Here is a 22,857-nt window from a genome sequence, read left to right as displayed (position 1 = left end):
CCCTCAACCGGCACCGCCGACCCCGTCGGCGTACCGGCTGCGCACGAGGCCGTGAGCCACCGCAAAGGAAAACCCGTTCTCAGTGAGGGGAAGAAGGCCGAACGGCGGCTGGGCCTGTGGCTCTGCGCGCCGGCCTTCATCGTGATGATCGCGGTGACGGGCTACCCGATCGTCTACTCGATCTGGCTTTCGCTGCAGCGCTACGACCTGAGGTTCCCGGCGCAGCAGGAGTTCATCGGGTTCGCGAACTACGGGGCCGTGCTCACCAGCTCCTACTGGTGGACGGCGTTCGGCACCACGATGTTCCTGACGGTGGTGTCGGTGGCGATCGAGTTCGTGCTGGGCATGGCGCTCGCGCTGATCATGCACCGCACGCTCGTGGGCCGCGGGCTCGTGCGCACCGTCGCGCTGATCCCGTACGGCATCGTCACGGTCGTGGCGGCGTTCTCGTGGTACTTCGCGTGGACGCCGGACACCGGCTACCTCGCGAACTCGCTGGCCTCCGGCGGGGCGCCGCTCACCGAGCAGTGGCCGTCGCTGTTCATCATCATCCTCGCCGAGGTGTGGAAGACCACGCCGTTCATGGCGCTGCTGCTGATGGCCGGTCTCGCGCTGGTGCCGGAGGACCTGCTGAAGGCCGCCGCGATGGACGGGGCCTCGGCGTGGCAGCGGTTCACCAAGGTGATGCTGCCGGTGATGAAGCCCGCGATCCTCGTCGCGCTGCTGTTCCGCACGCTCGACGCGTTCCGCATCTTCGACAACATCTACGTGCTCACGAACGGAGCGCAGGATACGGGGTCGGTGTCGATGATGACCTACGACAACCTGGTCAAGGGTCTCAACCTCGGCATCGGGTCCACGATGGCCGTGCTGATCTTCATCACGGTGGCGATCATCGCGTTCCTCTTCATCAAGGTGTTCGGCACCGCCGCACCAGGTACGGACGACGGGGGTAAACGCTGATGGCCATCGGTGGTGCGGTCACGACCGGCCGCAAAGTGCGCTGGGGCCTCGTCGACATCCTCGTCGTGGCCTTCGCGCTGATCCCCGTTCTGTGGATCATTTCGCTGTCCTTCAAGACGAAGGACACACTCAACGACGGCAGCTTCTGGCCCCAGGAGTGGACGCTCAAGAACTACGCCGACATCTTTCAGACGTCGGAGTTCCTGCGGGCACTGGTGAACTCGATCGGCATCGCGGTGATCTCCACGGTGATCGCCGTGGTGCTGGGCACGATGGCGGCCTACGCCATCGCGCGCCTCGAGTTCCCCGGGAAGCAGCTGCTCGTGGGGCTTTCGCTGCTGATCGCGATGTTCCCGCAGGTCTCGCTCGTTACGCCGCTGTTCAACATCGAGCGCAACCTCGGCCTGTTCGACACGTGGGCCGGGCTGATCCTGCCCTACATCACGTTCGCCCTGCCGCTTTCGATCTACACGCTCTCGGCGTTCTTCCGGGAGATCCCGTGGGAGCTCGAAAAAGCGGCGAAGATGGACGGCGCGACGCCGGCCCAGGCCTTCCGGAAGGTGATCGCGCCGCTGGCCGCGCCGGGCGTGTTCACCACGGCGATCCTGGTGTTCATCTTCTGCTGGAACGACTTCCTGTTCGCCATCTCGCTGACGTCCACCACGGCGTCGCGCACGGTGCCGGCCGCGTTGTCGTTCTTCACCGGGTCTTCGCAGTTCGAAGACCCGACGGGCCAGGTGAGCGCGGCCGCGGTCGTGATCACCATCCCGATCATCATTTTCGTGTTGTTCTTCCAGCGTCGCATCGTGGCGGGGCTGACGTCCGGTGCGGTGAAGGGCTGACCCATGGCTGAAATCGTCCTCGACAAAGTTTCGAAGCGTTACCCCGACGGCGCGCTCGCGGTGTCCGAAGTGGACATCACGATCGCGGACGGCGAGTTCATCATCCTCGTCGGCCCGTCCGGCTGCGGGAAGTCGACCACGCTCAACATGGTGGCCGGGCTGGAGGACATCTCGTCCGGTGAGCTGCGCATCGACGGCAAGCGCGTGAACGAGCGGGCGCCCAAGGATCGCGACATCGCGATGGTGTTCCAGTCCTACGCGCTCTACCCGCACATGAGCGTGCGTGAGAACATGGCGTTCCCGCTGCGGCTGGCCAAGGTGGCCGACGCGACGGTGAAGGCCAAGGTGGAGGAGGCCGCGGCGATCCTCGACCTCACCGCGCACCTGGACCGCAAGCCGTCGAACCTCTCCGGTGGCCAGCGCCAGCGTGTGGCGATGGGGCGCGCGATCGTGCGCAACCCGAAGGCGTTCCTGATGGACGAGCCACTGTCCAACCTGGACGCCAAGCTGCGTGGCCAGATGCGCACGTCGGTGTCGAAGATCCAGAAGCAGCTGGGCACGACCACGCTGTACGTGACCCACGACCAGACCGAGGCCATGACGCTGGGCGACCGCGTGGTGGTGCTGCGGGCCGGCTACGTGCAGCAGATCGGCTCGCCGCAGTTCCTCTACGACAACCCGGCGAACCTGTTCGTGGCCGGCTTCATCGGCTCGCCGTCGATGAACTTCGTCCCGGCGACGCTGGAGAACGGCGAGCTGCACAGCCCGCTGGGCACCACGCCGCTCACCGACCGCGTCCGCCGCATGGCCGAGGCCGCCAACGCCCCGCGCGAGGTGATCGCCGGCATCCGGCCGGAGAACTTCGAGGACGCGTCGCTCGTCGACACCGCCCAGCGCGGCACCGGTACCACGTTCACCGCGCGCATCGACGTGCTCGAGTCGATGGGCTCGGAGAAGTTCGCGCACTTCACCGTGGAAGGCGAGGTGGCCACGTCGGCCGAGCTCGCCGAGCTGGCCGCCGACAGCGGTTCCGCCGACGTACCGGGCGCGGCGTCCCTCATCGTGGCCCGGCTGTCGGCCGAGTCCCAGGCCGCGGAGAACGCGGACCTGGAGATCTGGTTCGACGCGGACAAGGTGAAGCTGTTCGACCCGAGCAACGGGCGGAACCTGACCTACCAGGAATAGGGTCCCGACGCGAAGGCCCCTTCCGCTCAAGCTGGCAGGAGGGGCCTTCGTCGTGCTCAGGGGATCTTCGCGAACACCAGCGTCGCGACCTGGCTCGCGAACGGGCACGCGGCCGCACCGCTCGAACCGCTCGTGTCCACCACGCTCACCACCGCCTGCTCGCCGCGCCCGGGGGTGTCCGGCGACGGCTGACTGGTCGTCAGGTGGCAGAACGCGCCGTCGGTGCTCTGGCGCGCCGTGCGGCCACCGAGTGTTTCGGTCGCGCCGGTGGGGGCTTGTTTCTGCACGGAGAACGCGATACTCACCGTGCCGCGGATGCAGGAGTGGCCCGACAACGCGGCCGAGGGCTGCGTGCCGGCGCCGGCGATCGCGTCGAGCTCGTGGACATTGAGCAGCGCGCACGGGTCCACGCGGCCCCACGAGCGGTCGGGGAACTGGTGGTGGCGCACCTTGCCGCCGCTCGCGGCGGCGAGGACCCCGCCCACCACGGCGTCGGCGTCGGAGCAGCGGTCGGCCGAAGCGCCGGCGCCCTCGGCGTCGGTCACGGCGACGTTGAGGCGGATGCCGTCGGCGAACGTCACCACGCGCGAGCACGTCTTGTCGGGCGTGAAGCCGGCCTGCTGCACGGCGACGCCGTCGGGGAGCGGGCCGGAGTATTCGTACGGCTTCACGTTCGGGTCGGCGTCAGCCGCCAGCGGGCCCACGCTCACCGTGTGCTGCCGGCCGCTGCGCACGTAGTCGGTCCGGCAGTCGGTGAACGACGAGTCGGGGTCGTCGGCCGTCGCGCCACGCAGGCGAGAGACGTCGAGCAGGCTGCAGTAGTCGAGCGTCGTGAAGTCGCCGAGCGCCACCACCGCCGTCATCGGCGAGGGGGCTTGCGAGACGGGCGCGGGGGCGGCCGCCGAGGAGCAGCCGGCGAGCAGGAGCGCGCCACCGAGCGCGACGACAACGGGTCCGAGGGGGGAGCGCACGGGGTGCAGTATCACCACGAATCGCGCGAAAATCAGCCCTGACAGGGAAATCCCATACAACACTGGGCTGTTCGCGCAGGTCAGTGCGGTCAAATCGGACGCCGGTGCGTGCGTGGCGGGAGGAACGGCTCGGGCCCTTAGGGGTCCGAATCGTCCCGGGGAGCGATGTGCTCGCGGCGCGATCCTGGTGTCCTGGAGCCATGAACCCAACGGGAGGGACCACGATGACCGCACCTGTCACGCAGAGGCTGAGCCGCCCGCGCAACGGCCGCATGATCGGCGGCGTGTGCGCCGGGCTGGCCCGTCGCTTCGGCACCACGCCAGGCACGATCCGCGCGCTCGCGTTGCTGTCCTGTCTGCTGCCCGGCCCGCAGTTCGTCGCTTACCTGATCCTCTGGGCCATCATGCCCAGCGAGTGACACTCGGCTTTTCCGGTGAAGGGCGCCCGCGCGGCGCCCTTCACTGCTTTTCGCGCGGAACCGGGGGAGTGACCGGGTGTGGGTGGCGGGGCTGGCGCCACGCGCACATCGCCTGGTCGATCTCGGCCTGGTCGAGCCCGGGGTGCGGCAGCTCCGTCGCGCGGCCCGGCTCGGCGCGCAGGCCGTCGAGGATGAGCGCGAGGCAGCGGCGCCACAGTTGCGGCTCCACGGCGCTGGTGTACTCGACCGCCGCGCCGACCATCTGGTGGATGAGCGGCAGGTCGGTGGGCACGAGGTCCGCCCGCAGCTGGCCGGACTCCTGCGCGCGCTCCACCAGCCGCGTGATGAGCGGCACCATGTGCGCCTTCACCTCGGCCACGTGCTCGTGGCCGAACGCCTTGGACAGCATGATCTCCCGCAGCCCGCGGTCGGCGGAGTGCAGCTCGACCGTGCGCCACATGAAGTCGACGAAACCGTCCCACGGGTCTTCGGCGCCCAGCGCCTGCTCCGCGAGGTCGGCGACCTCCTGCAGCTGCTCGACGAACATCGCCTCGACCAGGTGTTCCTTGCCGGGGAACCGCCGGTAGACGGTGCCGACGCCCAGGCCGGCGTGGTGCGCGACGTCGTCGAGCGTCGCCTCCAGCCCGCGTTTGCCGAAGACGGCGCGAGCGGATTCGAGGATGCGCCGGCGGTTGAGCTCGGCGTCACGCCGCAGCGGCCGCGCCGGTGCGGCGGGAGCAGCGTCCCGTGTCATGACGCCCAGGTTACCAAAAGAAGTCGAGACACCATCTCCGGTTTTTGGGTACCTTGGGCCGAGTAATGGGAGGGAGCTACTCCACATAGCGCCGTGATCACTACCCGTGAGGGAATCTGCATGCCTGACTCGACGGCCACGCTCGAGCGTCCGGGGGAGGACGCGCCGAGCCACGCCGACAACCCGCACCACTCCAGACGCTGGGCCATCCTGGTCGTGATCGGCCTGGCCCAGCTGATGGTGGTGCTCGACGCCACCGTCGTGAACATCGCCCTGCCCTCGGCGCAGGTCGACCTCGGCTTCTCCGACGACGCCCGCCAGTGGGTCGTCACCGCGTATGCGCTCGCCTTCGGCAGCCTGCTGCTGCTGGGCGGGCGGCTCGCGGACCTGTTCGGCCGCAAGAACGCGTTGCTCGTGGGCCTCGCGGGCTTCGCCGCGGTGTCCGCGATCGGTGGCGCGGCGAACAGCATCGAGATGCTGCTGATCGCCCGCGCGGCGCAGGGGGTGTTCGGCGCGCTGCTCGCGCCGGCCGCGCTTTCCTTGCTCACCACCACGTTCACCGACCCGAAGGAACGCGGCCGCGCGTTCGGCGTGTTCGGGGCGATCGGCGGCGGGGGTGCCGCGGTCGGCCTGCTGCTGGGCGGCGTGCTCACCGAGTACCTCGACTGGCGCTGGTGCATGTTCGTCAACATCGTGTTCGCGGTCGTCGCCTTCATCGGCGGCACGCTGCTGCTGCGCCGCCAGGAGCCCGACGGACCGCGCCCGAAGCTCGACCTGCCGGGCACGATCAGCGCGTCGGCCGGGCTCTTCGCGCTCGTCTGCGGCTTCTCCAACGCCGAGCACGAGTCGTGGGGCTCGGTTTCGGTGTGGGGCTTCCTCGCGGCCGGGCTGGCGCTGCTGGCGACGTTCGTCGTGCTGCAGCAGCGCGTGAAGCACCCGTTGCTGCCGATGCGCGTGCTGCTCGACCGGGACCGCGGCGGCTCGTACATCGCGATGTTCCTCATCGCGATCGGGATGTTCTCGATCTTCCTGTTCCTCACGTTCTACGTGCAGCAGAACCTGAAGTTCACGCCGATCCAGAGCGGCTTCGGCTTCCTGCCGATGGTCGCCACGCTGATGGCGGCCGCGACCACCGCGACGAGCGTGCTGCTGCCGCGCTTCGGGCCCAAGCCGCTCGTGCCCACGGGCATGCTGATCGCCGCCGGCGGTCTGCTGTGGCTGAGCGCGATCGACGTCAACAGCACGTACGTCGGGGGAGTGCTGGGACCGCTCATGGTGCTCGGCGTGGGCATCGGCCTGTCGATGGCGCCGGCGATGAGCGTCGCGACCTTCGGGGTCGAGCTGCACGACGCGGGCGTCGCGTCGGCCACGGTGAACACCATGCAGCAGGTCGGCGGCTCGATCGGCACCGCGCTGCTGAGCACCCTCGCGGGCAACGCGGCAACGTCCTTCCTGGCCGGGCGCGCGCCCACCCCACAGCTCGCCGCGGACGCGGCCGTGCACAGCTACACCACGGCGTTCACCTGGGCCGCGGTCATCTTCGCGGCCGGCGCGGTGATCACCGGGCTGCTGCTCCGCCCGGGCGCCCCGCGCGGCGCGGCGGTGGTGCCGGCCGTGCATGTCTAGCCACTGATCGGGGGTGAACGGTCCCTTCCCGGCTCGGCTGGGGAGGGACCGTTCCTTTTTCAACACCCGTAACCGTCGCCGCGGGCCGCCCGACTCATCGGGCATGACGGACCCGGCGAAGGTTTTCTTCCGCGACCCGAGTTACGACGGCCAGTTCACGCGCACGCTCAATGCCGCGGTGGTGCACGCGGCCGACCTCGGCGAGGCGTTCGCGACCGCGCGTGGCGTCGGCAAGCTCTCCGGCGGCGGGTGGTACGACGCGTGGTCGGCCACCGCGGACCGCGCTCGCGTGGCGGCGGACTCGGCGCTGGCCGCGGGAGACCGTGTCAGCGCGAGGCACGCGTTCCTGCGCGCGAGCGAGTACTTCCGGCAGGCGTACTTCTTCATCCGGTCCGATGTGGACGACCCGCGGCTGCAGACCGCGTACCGGGACCACGTCGAGGCCTTCGCGGAGGCCGTGAAGCTCCTCGAACACCCCGCTGAAGCGGTGCGGATCCCGTACGAGGACACGACCCTGCACGGCTACTTCTTCGCGCCGCACGCCTCCAGCACGCCGCGGCCCACCGTCGTGCTGCCGTGCGGCTACGACTCGACGGCCGAGTCGGGCTGGCTCGACGTGCCCGCCGCCGTCGACCGCGGCTACAACGTGCTCGTGTTCGACGGCCCCGGGCAAGGCGAGACGCTCTACGTCCAGCACCGGTACCTGCGCCACGACTTCGAAAACGTGCTCACCCCCGTGCTCGACTGGCTGCTCGACCGGCCGGAGGTCGACCCGGCGAAGGTGGTGCTCGTCGGCCGGTCGTTCGCCGGCTACCTCGCGCCGCGGGCCGCGACCGCCGAGCACCGGATCGCCGCGCTCGTCTGCGACCCGGCGCAGCCCGACCTCGGCGCGCGGGTGCCGTCCGGCCCGGCCGCGCTGGCGGCCGCGCCCGTGGTGCGGGTGCAGATGCGGCGCAACGCCGACCGCGCGGAGTTCTTCCGCGCCCGGATGGCGGCGCACGGCATCGACTCCGTCCGCGAGTACTTCGCGGAGCTGCGCCGGTTCACGATGCTGGCCGACGCCTCGCGCATCACCTGCCCGGCCCTGATGGTCGAGTCGGAACACGACTTCACCGCCGGCGGCGGACCGGCGCTGCGCGAAGCGCTCACGACGAAAGCCCAGGTCGTCCAGCTCACTGCGGCCGAGGGCGTCGACGGCCACTGCGCCGGCCTCGGCCAGCAGGTGTGGACGGGCACCGTCTACCCGTGGCTGCACCGAACCCTCGCGAGATCGGGCCGGCTTCTGGACTGAGCGATTTCCGCGCGGCCCCTGGGGCGCGCGGAAATCGGGAGGGAAGAAGCCGGCTTAAAGCGATCTCGCACGCCTCGGCGGAGCCGAGGCAGAAGATTCAGCCGGCTGAGAAGCGTTCTCAAGCCGACTGCCGCGTGACCCCGAGAGCCTCGCCGATGCGCGCCCACGCCACGCCGCGCGACCGCAGCAGATCCACCTGCGCCTGGATGCGCGCGTCGGCCTGGGCGCTGACCATGGCCATGCGGGATGCTCTGCAGGATCTCGTCGTCGGATTTCCGCTCCCACAGCGTGACTTCCGGAGTGGCCGGCTCGTGCTGCCCGGCGAGGATCTCACCGCACAGGCTCACGCACCCGTCGCAGAGTCCTGACAAAGCTCAGTGGCGACGGGAACGCAAAGCCTCGATCACGTCGTCGTCCCAGCGGTGAGTGCGGATGAGCCGGTAGCGCTCGGCGGCGACCCACAGGTAGGCCTCGGCGTCGGTGCGGTCGCCGACCAGGTCGGCCTGACGCAGCATGCCGGTGACGGGCGTGAACTCCTCGTCGAACCAGCGCTGCGCGAGTTTGGCGCGGTCGGTGAAGCGACCCTCGTCCTGCATCAGCCGGAAGCCCCACGCCTCCACGTGCTCGCCGAGCTGCGCGTAGTCCCACGGGTCCGACATGATCACCGACGCCCGCGCGTGTCCGGTCAGCGGCACGCGTTCGAGGAACAGGCGCCGGTAGTCCTTCACGATGAGGTCGCCGCGGTAGCGGATGCCGGTGGGGTTGAGCTTCGTGCGCACCACCGTGATCTGAGCCTCTATTGTGGACAGACCGTGCGCGTGCGCGACGGACACGCGGTGGTGGCCGTCGATGATGAAGTGCAGCTCGCCCACGCGGTACACCTCGATCGGCGGGATCGCCTCCCCGCGGCGGGCCGCGAGCGCGAGCCGTTCCCAGCGTTCGCGCACGCGCCCGGACGTCGGGCGGAAGCGGCGGTCGAAGTCGCGGCTGCGGTCCACCGTGCCCACGATCGAGTCCAACGTGATCACCCGCGGCCCGATGCGCGACTCGCCCGCGTAACCGAGCGCGTCGACGACTTCGTGGAACGGCAGCATGATGTTCACGTCGTCGGGTTCGCGGCGAAGCCAGGTGGACAGTCGCGAAAGGACCTGGCCGCGGCGGGCGCGCAGGAAGTCGTGCTCGGCGTCGGCGCGCGGGAAACCCGTGGGTCTGGTCATCGCGAGAACTCCATGATCCGGTGGCCCACCACGTTGCGCACGCGGGTGGTGCCGACCACGCGGTCGGGCACCGGTTCGCCGTGCGGGTGGATGTGGCCGTGCAGCAGCCAGCGCGGCCGCAGCGTGGCGATCGTGCGGTGCAGGCAGGCGAAACCGCGATGTGGTGGGTCTTCGCGGTCCCCGAGGTGCCGCGGAGGGGAGTGGGTGAGCAGCACGTCGATCTCGCGCCCGTCGCGGCGGCGCCACTTCGCGCGCCACTCGAGCCCGCGGGCCCGGCGCGACTGCTGGTGTTGCGTCCACTGGTTCGGGCCCTCGTTGTAGCGGATCGAGCCGCCGAGCCCGGCGAACCGGAGCCCGGCGACGTCGACCACGCGTCCGTCGGCGTTGATCCCGCCCGCCGGGCCGGGCCACTCGGTCGGGAAACCGTCCTTCATGGACAGTCCGCCGTAACGCGTGTAGCCGCTCAGGTCGGGATCGTGGTTGCCTGGCACGAACACGCACGGCACGTCGAGCGCGCCGGCGAGGAACTCGAGGTAGTCGTACGGCAGATCACCGGCGGCGACCACGAGGTCGACATCGAGCGAGCGGACCGCACCGGTCCACAGCCGCTCGTCGACCTCGTCCGCCACCACCAGCGCCTTGGGCATGCGCCCAGGGTAAGGCCTGGCGGCATCACTTCATGCCGTGAGAGAACCCCGGGTTGAGGCTGATCACGGTGATGATGCCGAGGATCCAGGCGATCCCGAGGGTCAGGGCCCAGAACTTGAGGTTGGTCAGCAAACGAGGCATGGGGGTGCTCCTGTAGCGCTACCGGGTGAAGGAACGGGGACCGCGTGGCGGCCTAGAGCCAGCCGTTCTTCCGGAATATTCGGTACAGGAGCAGGCAGATCGCGAAGATCACCGTGACCGCGATCGGGTAGCCGAACTTCCAGTGCAGCTCGGGCATGTAGTCGAAGTTCATGCCGTAGATCCCCGCGCCCATCGTGGGCACGGTGATGATCGCGGCCCACGCGGTGATCTTGCGCATGTCGGTGTTCTGCTGCAGCGAGATCTTCGCGACGGTGGCGTCGACCAGGGTGCTCAGCAGCTCGTCGAACGCGGCCACGCGCTCGGACACCGTCACGAGGTGGTCCGCGACGTCGCGGAAGTACGAACGCACCTCGTCGGGCACCAGCCGCGTGTAGCCCTCGGCCAGGCGCGAGACGGGCGTGGCGAGCGGCAGCACGGCGCGGCGCAGCTCCAGCACTTCCCGCTTCATCAGGTAGATCTGCTCGGCGCTCACCAGCGAACGCGGCGCGAAGACCTGCGCCTCGATCTCGTCGATGTCGGACTCGATGCGGCTGGAGACCTCGAGGTAGTGGTCCACCACGTGGTCGGCGATGGCGTGGACCACCGCGGCCGGGCCGAGGCTCAGGCGCTCCTGGTCGTCGTCCATGTCGCGGCGCAGCCGGGCGAGACCGGAGTGGTTGCCGTGGCGCACGGTGATCACGAAGTCGCGGCCCAGGAACACCATCAGCTCACCGGTCTCGACGATCTCGTTGGCCGTGGTCGGCGACTCGTGCTCCACGTAGCGGACGGTCTTGAGCACCAGGAAGAGCGTGTCGTCGTAGCGCTCGAGCTTCGGCCGCTGGTGGGCTTCGAGCGCGTCTTCCACGGCCAGCTCGTGGAGCCCGAAAGTGTCGGCGATGCCCTGGATCTGCTCTCCGTCCGGTTCGTGCAGTCCGATCCAGACGAACCCCGCGTGCCGCTTGCGCACCTCTTTGATGGCCTCGGAATGCGTCCAGCGGCCGGGCAAGCGCGCGCCGTCGACGTACACCGCGCAGTCGACGACATACGCCGACAAGGGCACGGGGATCGGCCGCTCGAGCATCGGCTTGGCGCGGCTGCCGCCGCGACCGCGAAGGCCTCCGAGGGAGGGGATGGCAGGCATGGGATCTCCTGGGCTGGCGTCGTGGTGGAACACGAAGACGACGGCCAGGCGGACTTCAGCGTCCGTCCGGCATCACCGGCGTTCCCTTTGCGCCGGACCTACCAGGAGAAAGATCGGCCGGCCGGCGAAGCGGGAACGCTGGGACTACTAGGGAGCGGACTATCGCCACTACTCATGGGGCGTTCCTCACCTCCTTCGGGCCGGCGCGATCGTGAGACGCGGAGAGTGGTGGGGCTCGCGTTGACGCACGAACACCAATGGTCGAGGGTACTCCTCACCACCGGTGAGTGTCGCAAGTGGCTCAGGCGGGGTTACTGATCCGGCCAAAAGCAGGCCGACCCCCACGCGGCAGGTAACCGTTGGGACGAAGCCATTCGGCCGTGACTGTGGTCGGATCGGTAACGATCGGCACAGTACCCCGGCACGGAGTTGTTCGAGGAGGAGCGCGGGTGGCCATCGCCCTGGAAGAGATCAAGCGCCGGTTGCGCACGTTCGCCGAAGTCGAGGCGCGCGGCGTTTCGCCGCTGTACGACCACCTCGCCACGCAGTCGGCCGAGGACGACGACATCGCCGGCCTGCTCACCGACGCCCGTGGCGACGAGGCGCGCGGCACCCTGCTGCTGGCCGCGGCCCACCGCCTCATCCAGGCCGACCCGATCCACCCGCTGTCGCGCTACTACCCGTCACTCGGCGGTTTCGACGGCGTGGACAACGAGACCTGGCCGCTGTTCCGCACCTTCCTGCTGGAACGCGCGGACAAGGCCCGCGAACTGATTTCGACGCGCTACACCCAGACCAACGAGGTCCGCCGCGCGGCGCTCGTCTACCCCGCGGTCGCGGCGGCGGCGAAGGAAGCGGGCGGCAAGATCGCGCTGCTCGAGGTGGGGTGCAGCGCGGGTTTGCTGCTCGGCCTGGACCGCTTCTCCTACCGCTACCAGTGCGACGGCGGTGAGCAGCTCGTCGCCGGCCCCGCCAAGGCCGCCGTCGGCCTGCACTGCGCCCTGGACCTCGCGCCCGGTGCCGTGCTGCCGAAGCTGCCGAAGAAGGTCTCCATCGCCGCGCGCGCCGGTCTGGACCGCGCCCCGGTCGACCTCGCCGACGAGGACGAGCTGGCTTGGCTGGAGGCCTGCGTCTGGGCCGACCAGCCGGACCGCATCCGTCTGTTGCGCACGGCCGCCGCGGAACAGCGCAAGCACGTGCCGACCCTGATCGCCGGCGACGGCGTGGACGACCTGGCCGCGGCCGCGGCGACGTTGCCGGCCGAGCTGCCGCTGGTGGTCCTGACCAGCCACGCGCTGGCCTACTTCGGCGACCGCCGGGCCGACTTCGTGGCCGAGCTGGCCGCGCTCGCGGCGACGCGTCCGCTCTGGTGGGTCACGGAAGGCTTCTACCAGGCCGGCCTCAAGCTCGTGCTGCCCGATCGCGCCGACCTGGACGCCCCGGCGCCCGGCTCGTCGGACTCCTGCGTGCTCGGCCTGGTCTCGTGGTCCGACGGCAAGCCCGTGGCCCGCGCGCTGGCCCGGACGACGCCGCGCGGGCAGCGCATGACCTGGCTGCCGGCCTGACGGCTCGCGCAGGTGTACCAGCTGCACGCTGTGTAACCTGCGTCACATTCACCCCATCAGTCACACCGGCGGACCGCGCGCCCCTGCGTCGTCACATGCAGATGCATTGATACGGAATTGCGCAACCCGCATTTCCCGTGCTCACCCGGCGGTCGGTGCGGGGACAACACCATTCACCGGCGTAGGAAACCCACGAACATTCGCGCAAGCAATCGCCGCGCCGCGGAATAACCCCGACCGAATCACGCGCGTGGCAACGCACCCCAGTCACGCAGGGTGATGAAAAGCAAGTCCACGAGCCGGCCCGAGGTGTCCAGCTCCACCAGTTCGGCCGAGTCGACCCAGCGGGCGTCGTCGGCGTCGTCGCCGGGTGTGAGGGTTCCGCCGGCGACGGTGCACTCGTAGTCCCGGATGTCGTAAGGGCCGCGCGCGACCATGCCCACGAATGTGTGCGGTGTCACGTCGAGTCCGGTCTCTTCGCGCAGCTCGCGGACGACGGCTTCGGTGTCCGTTTCGCCCTGTTCAACGCGGCCACCGGGCAGCGACCAGAGGCCTTTGCCCGGATCGTGACCACGCTCGATGAGCAGCAGCCTGCCCTGGTCGTCGAACACGATGCCGCCCACGCAGGGCACCCGGGTGTCCATGAGTGTCATCCCCACTGTGTCAATCCCAGAATGGTCACGCTGTACACGGAGAGTAGCCATACGGTACACTTCGGACGGCCTGCTGACCCATGCGCGGGACTTTCCTGCCGCGTGGGTGGTTGGTGCGGTACAACGTAGAAAGTCAGTTTTCCGGTGCCACGTTTAGAGACGGGATTGATCGCTGTGAACGCGAAGAAGCTTGCGGGTCTCGTGGGTATCGCGTTGGTGCTGTTCTTCGTGATCGCTCAGCCGAACCAGGCGGCGGGTCTCGTCGGCAACATCGTCGACTTCCTCCGTAGCTCGGCCGAATCGGTGGTCTCGTTCGTCAGCAACGTCTTCAACGGCTGACGGGGGATAACCTCGAGACATGTTCGCGCCACGCGACCCCGACGAGTACCTGCTCGACACCGAGCGGCGGGTCATCCGCATCCGCCGCCACTGGGCAGTGCTGCTCTGGGACACGTTCGAGGCGGCGGCTCTGCTCGCCGTCTGTGTGCTGGTCTCGTACCTGCTGCCACCGTCGTTGTGGGTGGTGCAGAACATTCTCTGGTACGTCGCGCTGCTGGTCGTGCTGCGGTTCGCCTACGCGGTGGTCCAGTGGTGGGTCGAGCGCCTCGTCGTCACGGACAAGCGGTTCGTGCTGACCAAGGGCGTCATCACCACGAAGGTGCTGATGATGCCCATCACGAAGGTCACCGACCTCACCTACGAGCGGCCCGGCTGGGGCCGGGTGCTCGGTTACGGGACGATGGTCGTCGAGTCCGCCGGTCAGATCCAGGCGCTGAACCGCATCGACTACCTGCCTCGGCCCGAGGAGTTCTACGACACGATCTCGGAGCTGGTGTTCGGCGACAAGCAGAAGCAGGCCGAGCGCTTCTCCATGATCAAGGCGCAGCGTGCCGCGAGGGGCAAGAAGCCCGTCGGCTGACCTGCGGGCGTTGTCCCAGGTACCGGGGTCGCTGTGACGCAGCGCATCGTCGAGAATGGTCACGATGCGCATCGACCTGCACGCCCACTCCACGGCCTCAGACGGCACCGACAGCCCTTCCGGGCTCGTCGAGGCCGCCGTCCAGGCCAGCCTCGACGTGGTCGCTATCACCGACCACGACACCACCGCCGGCTGGGCGCCGGCGGCGGAGGCCCTCCCGCCCGGGCTGACACTCGTTCCCGGCGCCGAGCTGTCCACCGTGTCCGTCGACCCGGAAACGGGCTGGCGAATCAGTGTGCACCTGCTCGCGTACCTCTTCGACCCGGCCGCGCCCGCGCTCGTCGCCGAGCAGACGCGCCTGCGGGCCGAACGCCGCACGCGGCTGCGCGCGATGGCGGACCGCATGTCCGCCGACGGCCTGCCGATCGACGCCGACGAGATCATGGGCCTGCTGCCCGCCGACTCGCCGGCCGGTCGCCCGCACCTCGCGCAGGCGCTCGTACGGGCCGGGCTGGTGTCGAGCGTCGACGAAGCCTTCGCGGAGTACCTCGGCAGCCGCCGCGGCTACTACGTGCCGCGCCACGACACCCCCGTCGAAGAAGCGATCGACATGATCGTCGCCGCGGGTGGCGTCACGGTGATCGCGCACCCGTTCGCCTACAGCCGCGGCGCGACGATCAGCGAGGACACCCTGCGTGACCTCGCCCGCCGCGGCCTGACCGGCGTCGAGGTGGACCATCCCAACCACGAGCCCGCCACGCGCGTCCGCACGCGTGAGCTCGCCGACGAGCTGGGGCTCATCCGCACCGGGTCGAGCGACTACCACGGCACGAACAAGACGATCAGCCTCGGCCAGGAGACGACCGACCCCGGTCAGTTCGAACAGCTCGTCGCACGCGCCACCGGGTCGCAGATCGTGAAGGGCTGAGATGGGCGTCGCGCAGTTCTTCGACGCGAAGCTGTTCATCAGTGCCACCATCACACTCATCGTGATCATGGACCCGCCGGGCACCGTGCCGGTGTTCCTGAGTCTCGTCGGCCGCAAGCCGATGGCCACGCGAGTGAAGGCGGCGCGCCAAGCCGTGCTGGTGTCGCTGCTGGTCATCACGCTGTTCGCCGTGGCCGGGCAGGCGATCCTCGCGTACCTCGGCATCGGCATCCCCGCGCTGCAGGGCGCCGGCGGCCTGCTGCTCCTGCTCATCGCGCTGCAGCTGCTCACGGGCAAGGGTGGCAACGAACCCGAAGCGGCCGACGACGTCAACGTCGCCCTCGTGCCTCTCGGCACGCCGCTGCTCGCCGGCCCGGGCGCCATCGCGGCGACGATCGTGTTCGTCCGCCAGGCCGACGGTCACCTCGGCGCCTACATCGCGCTGGGGTGCGCGATCATCGCCGTGCACTTCGTGATCTACACCTGCATGCGCTTCTCCGGCGTAGTGATCCGGCTGATCAAGGAAAGCGGCATCACGCTCGTCGCGAAGATCGCCGGTCTGCTGCTGGCGGCGATCGCCGTGGAGCTGGTGGCGAACTCCGTGAAGGGCTTCATCGCCGGGAACTTCTGATCAACCGAGCTTCCTGGGCTCGGCCAGCAGCTCACTCGCCGAGGAGTGGACCTGGGCGAGGAGGGCCTGCAGCTGGTCTCGCTGGGGTTCGGTGAGGCTCGCCGTGAGCTTGGCTTCCAGCTCGCGCCGCTCGGCCTCCACGGGCTCCTGAAGCGCGCGCCCGGCGTCGGTGAGCCACAGCCGGACGAGGCGGTTGTCCTTGTCGTCGCGGCGGCGCGTGAGCAGGCCGGCGGCGGTCATGCGGGTGGCCATCTTGACCACGGTGGGCGTGGTGACGCGCACCTGGGCGGCAATCTCGCCGGGGGTGGCGCCGTCGTCGGCCCAGAGCGCGGCGAGGAGCACGTTCTGGCCCTCGTGCAGGCCGTGGTCCCGCATCGCCGAGTCGGAGAGCGCGCGGACCGCCTTGTGCGTCTTGCTGAACAGGTCGAGGAACTCGGGCATCACGCCTCCTCAATCGATTGACGGCTAATCATTTACCGGCTAACGTTTTTCGTGAAGTCGTTAGACGGCAAACGATCTGGGGAACTCATGCTACTGGTCATCGGAGCCACCGGGAACATCGGCCGCGATCTCGTCCGTGAGCTGGTGGACGCGGGTGCGGACGTGCGCGCGCTGACCCGCGATCCCGCCCGCGCGGCGGACCTGCCCGCGCAGGTGGTCGTCGGCGATCTTGAGGAGCCATCGACACTGCCCGCGGCGTTCGCGGGGGTGGAGCGGTTTTTCCTGCTGACGCCCGGGTTGGGCACCACTGGCGTGGCCAACGCTGTTGCGGCGGCCCGCGAAGTCGGCGTGCGCCACGTCGTGCACCTGTCATCGAGCAACGGGCTCGGCGACCCGATGCCGAAGATGGGCCGCTGGCACCACGAGCGCGAGGAGCTCGTGCGGGCGTCGGGAATCCCGTTCACGATCCTGCGGCCGGGTGGATTCATGCGGAATGCGTTGGAGTGGCGGGAATCCGTGCGTGCCGGGTACGTGCTGGACGCCCTCGGGCCCGGCCGCCAGGCGCCGATCGACACCGCCGACATCGCGGCCGTCGCGGCGGTGGTCCTGACGTCGGACGGGCACGAGGGTGCGGAGTACGTGCTGGACGGAGGCGAACTGCTGACGGTGGCGGATCAGGTGGCGATCCTGTCCGCCGCGCTCGGGCGGGACATCGAGGTGCGGGAGCCGAGCTCGCCCGACGAGATCGTGCGGTCGCGCTTCCCGGCGGGCGCGCCGCCGGCGCTCGCCGAGGCCGTGCTGGAGGCCGCCGCGCTGATGCGAGCCGACGTCGAAGGTTCGCGCACCGACACGGTTTCGCGGTTGCTGGGCCGGGAGCCGAGGACGTTCGGCGCCTGGTGCGCGCGCAACGCGGCGGCGTTCGACTGAGGGCCGCCCCCGCGCCGAAAAGTGTCGGTGGTGGTGCGTAGCGTGGGCGCCGGAACCGAACGGGGGTCGAGTGAAGGAACAGCTGGGGTTCGATTTCGGCGTCGAGCAGCCGCAGCGGCTCACGAAGGTGTCGCCGGCGCGGCTGAGCACGTTCGAGGACTGCCCGCGCCGCTACCGCCTGAGCTACCTGCAACGGCCCACGCCGCAACGCACCGGCCCGTGGGCGCACAGCACGCTGGGCGCCGTGGTGCACAACGCGTTGCGGGCGTTGTTCGACCTGCCCGTCGCCAAGCGCACGGCGCAACGCGCGATGGCGCTCGTCGGCGAGTACTGGAAGGACGCGGGGTTCGAGGACGCCGAGCAGGCCGCGCGCTACCGGGCGCGGGCCAAGGGCTGGGTCGGGGAGTACGTGGAGGACCACGACGTCACCGAGGACCCGATCGGCCTCGAGCGCTGGGTGTCCGCACCGGTCAGCACCACCGGCGGCCGGCCCACGATGATCATCGAGGGCCGCGCCGACCGCATCGACCAGCGCGGCGGCGAACTGGTGATCGTCGACTACAAGACCGGCCGGCGCGCACCCGACGAGTACGAGGCCCGCGCGTCGCAGGCGTTGGCCATGTACGCGGTGGCTTCTTCGCGCACCCTTCGCCTGCCCTGCACCAAGGTCGAGCTCCACCACCTGCCCACCGGCACGATCGCCGCGGCCGAACACACGCCCGACTCCCTCAACCGCCACCTCCAACGCGCCGAAGAAACCGCGGGCGACTTGCGGCTGGCCACCGATACCCTCGACGCAGGCGCCGACGGCGACACCCTGTTCCCCGCCCGCCCCGACCGCCGCTGCTCCTGGTGCGACTTCCGCCCGAGCTGCGCGGAAGGCCAGCAGGCGGCGCCCGCGTCCCAGCCCTGGGACCTCCTGGCGCCTTGACCGCCCTCCCTTCGAGCCGACGATTGGACGGACTCCCCACCGTGGCCTCACCCGACACCGAGGAACTGACCACCGCCCCCTTGGCCGTGGCGGACGTCGCCGCCTGTGTTGCCCGTGGCGCCGAGGTGCCGGACGCTGCCCACGCCGCCTCGACCGAGGCTGACGAGCACGGTGAGCCGCCGGAACCTGTTTCGGAAGCGTCGGTCGAGCCGCCCGCCGTTGACGCCGAGCCCGACCCGACCACGGCGACGCATGCGGCTGCGTACGTGCCTGTCGCGGTGCCGCAGCGGATCGAGGCCGTCCGCGCCGGGAAGCCGCGCGGGCGGTGGTGGCGGGGATTCACCGGATCGATCGCCGCGGGGTTGGCCGTGCTGGCGGTGGGCGTGCTGGGTGTCGGCGCGGTCTGCCTCGCCACCGGGGCGCCGGGGCCGAGCGTGCTGTTGCTGGTGGGGCACCCCGTCGCGGCAGTGGCCGCGCTGGTGCTGCAGCGGGTCGCGGATCGGCGCTACGGCCGCGCCGCCGGCCTGGCGGGCTTCGGGGTGCTGGTGGTCGCCTTCGTGGCGCTCACCGTGTTCTGGTGGGCCTGACCCCCCCAGTGCTGTCCGACGGACCCAGTGCTGTCTGACGACGAGGCGGCGGAGCTCTACGACGTCCTCAACACTTGGGGCGACTTCCCCGCGGACCACTTCTACGATGCCCTCGTCGAGCGCGCGCCGAACGTCCTCGACGTCGGGTGCGGCACCGGCGGCATGCTGCACCACGCCCGCGACCGCGGCCACCGCGGCCGGCTCGTCGGCCTCGATCCCGATCGCGCGGCGCTCACCCGGGCCAGGCGGCGCACGGACGTCGAGTGGTGGGAAGGAACCGCCGCCGCGCTCAGCGCCGAGGCCGAGTTCGACCTCGTCACGATGACCGGCCACGCGTTCCAGTGCCTCACCGCCGACGAAGACCTGCGCTGCTCCCTCAGCGCCATCCGCCGGGCGCTACGGCCCGGCGGGCGGTTCGCGTTCGAGACGCGTCACCCACGGGCAAAGGCTTGGGAGGACTGGACTCCCGCTCATCCGGTCACGGTCTCGCGGCCGCGCCCCCTCCGCCTGTGGCACGAGGTCGAGTCGGTCGTCGGCGACGTGGTCAGCTTCACCGAGGCCGTCGCCGACCCCGAAGGCACCGTGCTCCGCGTCGACCGCGCGGCGCTGAGGTTTCTCGGCCCTGACGAGCTGGACGAGTTCCTCACCGTGGCGGGATTCGTCGTCGAGGAGCGGTTCGGCGACTGGGAACGCGGCCCCCTGACGGAACAGAGCCGCGAGATCGTCACGATCGCTAGCGCAGTGCGGCAACCACAGGACCGCGCTGCTCAAGCAGCACCGGCCCCAAAGCCGTGAGCCGGACAACGCCGTTGTAGCCGCCGCGGTCGACGCCGACGGTGCGGATCGTGGAGCCGTTGGATTCGTTCAGCACGGCCAGACCGCCGTTGATGGGGACGACGAGCTGGCGCGCGAAGGTGATGCCGGGACCGCGGGTGCTGTCGAGGGTCCAGCGGGGGGTGAGGTCGTCGCGGGAGAGGGCGACGGTCTTGGTGCCCGTGAACCAGTAGACGCCGCTGTCGGTGCGGGTGGTCTGTTCGACGCCGCCCGCAGGGTCGCCCGCCAGATCGCTGGCCGGGAGGTCCATCGGGTAGGCGGAGCGCTCGTTGCCGTCCGGGCCGTAGATGACCAGCAGCTTCTGGTCGGGCAGCAGTACGGCCGTGAAGTCGCCCGACATGGCGATCACGCGAGCGCGCGAGCCGGCCAGGATGGAGCTGAAGACGACCTGCGGCTCGTCCTCGTGTTCGGCGGTGGCTTTGTAGACGGTGAGGCGGTCGTGGGGATCGCCGGGGCAGCGCTCGATCACGCCGACCTTCTCGGCGGCCGCGGCGACCGTGCCGTAGGTGCAGCCCGTGCGCGGCTGCTTGTTCGGGTTGACCAGGAACGGGACCTGGCCGTACTCCATGCTCTTCACGAGGTCGTCGCGCCAGGTGTCGAGCAGGTGCTTGCCGGTGGTGGTCACGTGACTGCCGTCGCTGACGAGCTGGGTGCCGAGCTCCGCGTCGCCGTTGCGCTGAGCCGTGATCTGGCCGGTGGTGGGGTCGAGCTGCGTGACCTCGCTGCAGCCCATTGCCTTGTGGTACACCGCGTTCACGCGGCCCCACGCAGTGTCCACAGTGCACAGTTGCAGGTTCTCGCGCGTGTAGTGCCAGCGGATCTTGCCGGTGAGGGGGTCGCGGCCCGCGACCTCGCCGCCGTCGGCGGTGGTCACGGCGTCGCCCTCGCCGATCGGCACGGGCGTGGCCGAGCTGGGCGCCTGCCACAGCTGCGCCATCGAACCCGGGACGGCGGTGGGCGCCGGCGGCAACGTCGGCGGCGTCGAAGCGAGCGCGCGGCTCGTGTGCAGGTTGTCGCTGTTCAACGCGACAACCAGCGCCACGACCACCACGACCACGGCGATCAACGCCGCGATCACGCGATCCCGCCCGCGGTTCCACGGCGAACGCCGCACGCGAACGGGAGGCCCCGTCACAGAGCTCGGAAAGCTCTGCGGCGGGGGAGAACATCTTCGGTGCCGAGGGGGCGGTGCGAAACCACCCCGGAGTCCGAAGGCGGAACAAAAGCCGGAACGTCCGGTTCAGGCTGGTCCGGTGCGCCGTCTTCGTGGTCGCTCACGTACCTGACTCCCGCCGTCGGCTCCGCTGTTCCCCTCAGTCTGCCGACGCAGGTGTATCAGACGTCGCGGAGGGGCGGCGACGACGGCGCCGACGTGCCGGACGCTCGCCCGTTTCTCCGGTTTCTCCCGAAGCCGAGGCCGACGCGGTGGCCGCACCGGCGGGGCCGGTCGACTCGCCACCTCCGCCACCACGGGTGCGGCGACGCGAGCGCGTGCGCTCTTCGCCGGCCGGAGCGGCGTCGGAGGAAGCAGCAGCGGCGTCGGCGTTTTCGATCGCCTCGGCCGCCTTCGCGCCACCACGGGTGCGCTTGCGCGGAGTCCGCGTGCGCTTGCGCGGCGCGTCGTCCGAGGCAGCGGTGTCACTCCGGCCGCCACGGCCACGGCGTTTGCCGCCCAGGTCCTCTTCCTCCTCGGCGGCCAGCCCGGCGCGGGTCCGCTTCGCGAGCGGGAGCCGGCCGGTGGTGCCCTCCGGAATGCCGAGGTCGCTGTACAGGTGCGGCGACGACGAGTACGTCTCGACCGGCTCCGGCTTGTCCAGACCCAGCGTGTCGGAGATCAGCTTCCAGCGCGGCATCTCGTCCCAGTCGACGAGCGTGACCGCGACCCCCGTGCGCCCCGCGCGGCCGGTGCGGCCGATGCGGTGGACGTAGGTCTTCTCGTCGTCCGGGCACTGATAGTTGATCACGTGGGTGACGTCGTCGATGTCGATGCCGCGGGCCGCGACATCGGTCGCCACCAGCACGTCGACCTTGCCGGAACGGAACGCGCGCAGCGCCTGCTCACGCGCGCCCTGGCCCAGGTCGCCGTGCACGGCCGCCGCGGCGAACCCGCGCTCGACCAGGTCGTCGGCCACCTTCTGCGCGGTGCGCTTGGTGCGGCTGAAGATCATCGTGAGCCCACGGCCCTCGGCCTGTAGCACACGCGCGATGACCTCGGGCTTGTCCATCGAGTGCGCCCGGTAGACGAACTGCGTGGTGCGCTCGTGGATCGCGCTCGCGTCGTTTTCCTCGGCGCGGATGTGCGTGGGCTGCCTCAGGAACGTGCGTGCCAGCGTGATGATCGGGCCCGGCATCGTGGCGGAGAACAGCATCGTCTGCCGCTCGTCCGGCACCATGCGCAGGATGCGCTCGATGTCGGGCAGGAAGCCCAGGTCGAGCATCTCGTCGGCCTCGTCGAGCACGAGCCCGCGGACCTTGCCCAGCACCAGGTGCTGCTGCTCGGCCAGGTCGAGCAGGCGGCCCGGGGTGCCGATCACGACGTCGACGCCCTTGCGCAGCGCCTCGATCTGCGGCTCGTACGGACGGCCGCCGTAGATCGCCAGCGTGCGGATGCCGAGGTGCTTGCCGGCGCCCTTGAGGTCGTTGGCGACCTGGATGCACAGCTCGCGGGTCGGGACCACGACGAGCACCTGCGGGGTGCCGTCGCCGGGGACCTCGACGCGGTGCAGCAGCGGGACGCCGAAACCCAACGTCTTGCCCATGCCGGTGCGGGCCTGGCCGATGAGGTCGTCGCCGGCCATGGCCAGCGGCAGCGTGAGCGCCTGGATGGCGAACGTGCGCTCGATGCCGGCTTCGCCCAGCGCCTTCACGATCTCCGGCTTCACGCCGAACGAAGCGAACGTCGGCGCTTCCGGCTCGACCTCGACGCCCGCCTGAAGCGGGTGCGAGATGTCGAGCGCGGCCGGACCGGACTCGCTGTGTTCCAGCGCGACCGCGGGGGTGGTGGTTTCTTCGGTTGTGGACTGTTCTGCGGTCAGGGTGATCGCCTCTCTCGTGACCAGCGCGCACAGGCCGGTTGTCACTCGACACTCGACCGGGGGTCTGACGGGCACCGGAGTTACGCTCGGCGCCGCAGCCGCCCTCCCGGGAATGCCGCTGGAGGCGTGCACGCACAAATTGCGGCGAACCCCGGCAGCCCTGGTGGCGCCGGTCGCCCGCCTGTTTCCCGCAGCCAGAAGACGTGCG

At 70.1% G+C, this 22,857-nt stretch carries 25 protein-coding genes; 15 read left to right on the top strand and 10 right to left on the bottom strand.

Translation table 11 applies throughout. The annotated features are described in order from the left end of the window. Positions 1 to 51: 51 nt before the first annotated feature. The 3 genes from QRX50_RS02155 to QRX50_RS02145 are packed head-to-tail and all read left to right on the top strand — an operon-like array spanning position 52 to position 2,990. On the top strand, positions 52 to 963 hold the full coding sequence (locus QRX50_RS02155; protein ID WP_434533317.1) for a carbohydrate ABC transporter permease: 912 nt from the start codon (positions 52 to 54) through the stop codon (positions 961 to 963). Beyond that, on the top strand, positions 963 to 1,805 hold the full coding sequence (locus QRX50_RS02150) for a carbohydrate ABC transporter permease (RefSeq protein ID WP_285970314.1): 843 nt from the start codon (positions 963 to 965) through the stop codon (positions 1,803 to 1,805). Before QRX50_RS02155 ends, QRX50_RS02150 begins: the two co-directional genes overlap by 1 nt. Before the next feature lie 3 nt (positions 1,806 to 1,808). Further along, a complete protein-coding gene (locus tag QRX50_RS02145) occupies positions 1,809 to 2,990 on the top strand; it encodes an ABC transporter ATP-binding protein (RefSeq protein ID WP_285970313.1) in 1,182 nt (393 codons plus the stop codon). 56 nt (positions 2,991 to 3,046) lie between these two features. Here the strand turns inward: QRX50_RS02145 and QRX50_RS02140 are convergent, their stop codons facing one another. Further along, positions 3,047 to 3,961, bottom strand: a complete 915-nt coding sequence (locus QRX50_RS02140) for a hypothetical protein (RefSeq protein ID WP_285970312.1) — start codon at positions 3,959 to 3,961, stop codon at positions 3,047 to 3,049. A gap of 224 nt (positions 3,962 to 4,185) precedes the next feature. Here QRX50_RS02140 and QRX50_RS02135 point away from each other — a divergent pair, with 224 nt between their 5' ends. Further along, complete coding sequence (locus QRX50_RS02135) at positions 4,186 to 4,380, top strand: PspC domain-containing protein (RefSeq protein WP_285970311.1); 195 nt, start codon at positions 4,186 to 4,188, stop codon at positions 4,378 to 4,380. 40 nt (positions 4,381 to 4,420) lie between these two features. Here QRX50_RS02135 and QRX50_RS02130 read toward each other — a convergent pair whose 3' ends face one another. Next, entirely contained in the window at positions 4,421 to 5,134 is a 714-nt protein-coding gene (locus tag QRX50_RS02130) for a TetR/AcrR family transcriptional regulator (RefSeq protein WP_285970310.1), read from the bottom strand. Positions 5,135 to 5,254: 120 nt separating this feature from the next. On the opposite strand from QRX50_RS02130, the gene QRX50_RS02125 reads away from it, so the two are divergent. Together QRX50_RS02125 and QRX50_RS02120 are read left to right on the top strand one after the other, a co-directional pair. Further along, positions 5,255 to 6,760, top strand: a complete 1,506-nt coding sequence (locus tag QRX50_RS02125; RefSeq protein ID WP_285970309.1) for an MFS transporter — start codon at positions 5,255 to 5,257, stop codon at positions 6,758 to 6,760. Positions 6,761 to 6,863: 103 nt separating this feature from the next. Next, positions 6,864 to 8,051, top strand: a complete 1,188-nt coding sequence (locus QRX50_RS02120; protein ID WP_285970308.1) for an alpha/beta hydrolase family protein — start codon at positions 6,864 to 6,866, stop codon at positions 8,049 to 8,051. Positions 8,052 to 8,169: 118 nt separating this feature from the next. On the opposite strand, the gene QRX50_RS02115 is transcribed toward QRX50_RS02120, so the two are convergent. The 4 genes from QRX50_RS02115 to corA all read right to left on the bottom strand — a co-directional run bounded on the left by QRX50_RS02115 (position 8,170) and on the right by corA (position 11,198). Continuing rightward, a complete protein-coding gene (locus QRX50_RS02115; RefSeq protein WP_285970307.1) occupies positions 8,170 to 8,292 on the bottom strand; it encodes a hypothetical protein in 123 nt (40 codons plus the stop codon). 133 nt (positions 8,293 to 8,425) lie between these two features. Then, entirely contained in the window at positions 8,426 to 9,268 is an 843-nt protein-coding gene (locus QRX50_RS02110; protein ID WP_285970306.1) for a chromosome partitioning protein ParB, read from the bottom strand. Then, the gene (locus QRX50_RS02105; protein ID WP_285970305.1) at positions 9,265 to 9,915 is read right to left on the bottom strand and encodes a metallophosphoesterase family protein; all 651 of its coding nucleotides are present in this window, start codon (positions 9,913 to 9,915) and stop codon (positions 9,265 to 9,267) included. Before QRX50_RS02105 ends, QRX50_RS02110 begins: the two co-directional genes overlap by 4 nt. A 194-nt stretch (positions 9,916 to 10,109) precedes the next feature. Then, positions 10,110 to 11,198: a magnesium/cobalt transporter CorA gene (gene corA, locus QRX50_RS02100; protein WP_285970304.1), complete on the bottom strand. Its 1,089-nt coding sequence runs from the start codon at positions 11,196 to 11,198 to the stop codon at positions 10,110 to 10,112. 449 nt (positions 11,199 to 11,647) lie between these two features. On the opposite strand from corA, the gene QRX50_RS02095 reads away from it, so the two are divergent. Then, the gene (locus tag QRX50_RS02095; RefSeq protein WP_285970303.1) at positions 11,648 to 12,763 is read left to right on the top strand and encodes a DUF2332 domain-containing protein; all 1,116 of its coding nucleotides are present in this window, start codon (positions 11,648 to 11,650) and stop codon (positions 12,761 to 12,763) included. Positions 12,764 to 13,005: 242 nt separating this feature from the next. On the opposite strand, the gene QRX50_RS02090 is transcribed toward QRX50_RS02095, so the two are convergent. Then, positions 13,006 to 13,407 carry an NUDIX hydrolase gene (locus QRX50_RS02090; RefSeq protein WP_285970302.1) on the bottom strand — a complete coding sequence of 134 codons (402 nt, stop codon included), beginning with the start codon at positions 13,405 to 13,407 and terminating at the stop codon, positions 13,006 to 13,008. 183 nt (positions 13,408 to 13,590) lie between these two features. Between QRX50_RS02090 and QRX50_RS02085 the strand changes: the two genes are divergently transcribed. Genes QRX50_RS02085 through QRX50_RS02070 form a run of 4 tightly spaced genes read left to right on the top strand, consistent with a single transcriptional unit; the run spans position 13,591 to position 15,894 of the window. Then, positions 13,591 to 13,755, top strand: a complete 165-nt coding sequence (locus QRX50_RS02085; protein ID WP_285970301.1) for a hypothetical protein — start codon at positions 13,591 to 13,593, stop codon at positions 13,753 to 13,755. Between the two features lie 19 nt (positions 13,756 to 13,774). Further along, entirely contained in the window at positions 13,775 to 14,335 is a 561-nt protein-coding gene (locus tag QRX50_RS02080; protein ID WP_220246440.1) for a PH domain-containing protein, read from the top strand. Between the two features lie 55 nt (positions 14,336 to 14,390). After that, entirely contained in the window at positions 14,391 to 15,263 is an 873-nt protein-coding gene (locus QRX50_RS02075; RefSeq protein WP_285970300.1) for a PHP domain-containing protein, read from the top strand. 1 nt (position 15,264) lies between these two features. Beyond that, the gene (locus QRX50_RS02070) at positions 15,265 to 15,894 is read left to right on the top strand and encodes a MarC family protein (protein ID WP_285970299.1); all 630 of its coding nucleotides are present in this window, start codon (positions 15,265 to 15,267) and stop codon (positions 15,892 to 15,894) included. Here QRX50_RS02070 and QRX50_RS02065 read toward each other — a convergent pair whose 3' ends face one another. Further along, entirely contained in the window at positions 15,895 to 16,335 is a 441-nt protein-coding gene (locus tag QRX50_RS02065; protein WP_285970298.1) for a MarR family winged helix-turn-helix transcriptional regulator, read from the bottom strand. Positions 16,336 to 16,422: 87 nt separating this feature from the next. Between QRX50_RS02065 and QRX50_RS02060 the strand changes: the two genes are divergently transcribed. From QRX50_RS02060 to QRX50_RS02045, 4 genes are all read left to right on the top strand, one after another. After that, positions 16,423 to 17,262 (top strand): NAD(P)H-binding protein, encoded by an 840-nt coding sequence (locus QRX50_RS02060; RefSeq protein WP_285970297.1) that lies wholly within the window; start codon positions 16,423 to 16,425, stop codon positions 17,260 to 17,262. 70 nt (positions 17,263 to 17,332) lie between these two features. After that, positions 17,333 to 18,193, top strand: a complete 861-nt coding sequence (locus QRX50_RS02055) for a RecB family exonuclease (RefSeq protein ID WP_285970296.1) — start codon at positions 17,333 to 17,335, stop codon at positions 18,191 to 18,193. A 41-nt stretch (positions 18,194 to 18,234) separates the two neighbouring features. After that, the gene (locus QRX50_RS02050; protein ID WP_285970295.1) at positions 18,235 to 18,780 is read left to right on the top strand and encodes a hypothetical protein; all 546 of its coding nucleotides are present in this window, start codon (positions 18,235 to 18,237) and stop codon (positions 18,778 to 18,780) included. Positions 18,781 to 18,807: 27 nt separating this feature from the next. Continuing rightward, positions 18,808 to 19,575 (top strand): class I SAM-dependent methyltransferase, encoded by a 768-nt coding sequence (locus QRX50_RS02045; RefSeq protein WP_285970294.1) that lies wholly within the window; start codon positions 18,808 to 18,810, stop codon positions 19,573 to 19,575. On the opposite strand, the gene QRX50_RS02040 is transcribed toward QRX50_RS02045, so the two are convergent. Together QRX50_RS02040 and QRX50_RS02035 are read right to left on the bottom strand one after the other, a co-directional pair. Next, positions 19,514 to 20,728: an Rv3212 family protein gene (locus QRX50_RS02040; RefSeq protein ID WP_285970293.1), complete on the bottom strand. Its 1,215-nt coding sequence runs from the start codon at positions 20,726 to 20,728 to the stop codon at positions 19,514 to 19,516. The genes QRX50_RS02045 and QRX50_RS02040 overlap by 62 nt on opposite strands. A 199-nt stretch (positions 20,729 to 20,927) precedes the next feature. Beyond that, positions 20,928 to 22,694: a DEAD/DEAH box helicase gene (locus tag QRX50_RS02035; RefSeq protein WP_285970292.1), complete on the bottom strand. Its 1,767-nt coding sequence runs from the start codon at positions 22,692 to 22,694 to the stop codon at positions 20,928 to 20,930. Positions 22,695 to 22,857 lie beyond the last annotated feature (163 nt).

Source organism: Amycolatopsis sp. 2-15 (genome assembly GCF_030285625.1).
Taxonomy (GTDB): domain Bacteria; phylum Actinomycetota; class Actinomycetes; order Mycobacteriales; family Pseudonocardiaceae; genus Amycolatopsis; species Amycolatopsis carbonis.
Note: the sequence above shows the minus strand (reverse complement) of the source record. Positions and strands in the feature narration are given on the sequence as shown.

What these genes read in the sequence shown, in the direction of transcription:
- QRX50_RS02110 (WP_285970306.1), bottom strand. Translation starts at nt 9,268, where the DNA reads ATGACCAGACCCACGGGTTTCCCGCGCGCCGACGCCGAGCACGACTTC.
- QRX50_RS02090 (WP_285970302.1), bottom strand. Translation starts at nt 13,407, where the DNA reads ATGGACACCCGGGTGCCCTGCGTGGGCGGCATCGTGTTCGACGACCAG.
- QRX50_RS02105 (WP_285970305.1), bottom strand. Translation starts at nt 9,915, where the DNA reads ATGCCCAAGGCGCTGGTGGTGGCGGACGAGGTCGACGAGCGGCTGTGG.
- QRX50_RS02065 (WP_285970298.1), bottom strand. Translation starts at nt 16,335, where the DNA reads ATGCCCGAGTTCCTCGACCTGTTCAGCAAGACGCACAAGGCGGTCCGC.
- QRX50_RS02075 (WP_285970300.1), top strand. Translation starts at nt 14,391, where the DNA reads ATGGTCACGATGCGCATCGACCTGCACGCCCACTCCACGGCCTCAGAC.
- QRX50_RS02145 (WP_285970313.1), top strand. Translation starts at nt 1,809, where the DNA reads ATGGCTGAAATCGTCCTCGACAAAGTTTCGAAGCGTTACCCCGACGGC.
- QRX50_RS02135 (WP_285970311.1), top strand. Translation starts at nt 4,186, where the DNA reads ATGACCGCACCTGTCACGCAGAGGCTGAGCCGCCCGCGCAACGGCCGC.
- QRX50_RS02120 (WP_285970308.1), top strand. Translation starts at nt 6,864, where the DNA reads ATGACGGACCCGGCGAAGGTTTTCTTCCGCGACCCGAGTTACGACGGC.
- QRX50_RS02115 (WP_285970307.1), bottom strand. Translation starts at nt 8,292, where the DNA reads ATGGCCATGGTCAGCGCCCAGGCCGACGCGCGCATCCAGGCGCAGGTG.
- corA (WP_285970304.1), bottom strand. Translation starts at nt 11,198, where the DNA reads ATGCCTGCCATCCCCTCCCTCGGAGGCCTTCGCGGTCGCGGCGGCAGC.
- QRX50_RS02125 (WP_285970309.1), top strand. Translation starts at nt 5,255, where the DNA reads ATGCCTGACTCGACGGCCACGCTCGAGCGTCCGGGGGAGGACGCGCCG.
- QRX50_RS02130 (WP_285970310.1), bottom strand. Translation starts at nt 5,134, where the DNA reads ATGACACGGGACGCTGCTCCCGCCGCACCGGCGCGGCCGCTGCGGCGT.
- QRX50_RS02080 (WP_220246440.1), top strand. Translation starts at nt 13,775, where the DNA reads ATGTTCGCGCCACGCGACCCCGACGAGTACCTGCTCGACACCGAGCGG.
- QRX50_RS02150 (WP_285970314.1), top strand. Translation starts at nt 963, where the DNA reads ATGGCCATCGGTGGTGCGGTCACGACCGGCCGCAAAGTGCGCTGGGGC.
- QRX50_RS02060 (WP_285970297.1), top strand. Translation starts at nt 16,423, where the DNA reads ATGCTACTGGTCATCGGAGCCACCGGGAACATCGGCCGCGATCTCGTC.
- QRX50_RS02070 (WP_285970299.1), top strand. Translation starts at nt 15,265, where the DNA reads ATGGGCGTCGCGCAGTTCTTCGACGCGAAGCTGTTCATCAGTGCCACC.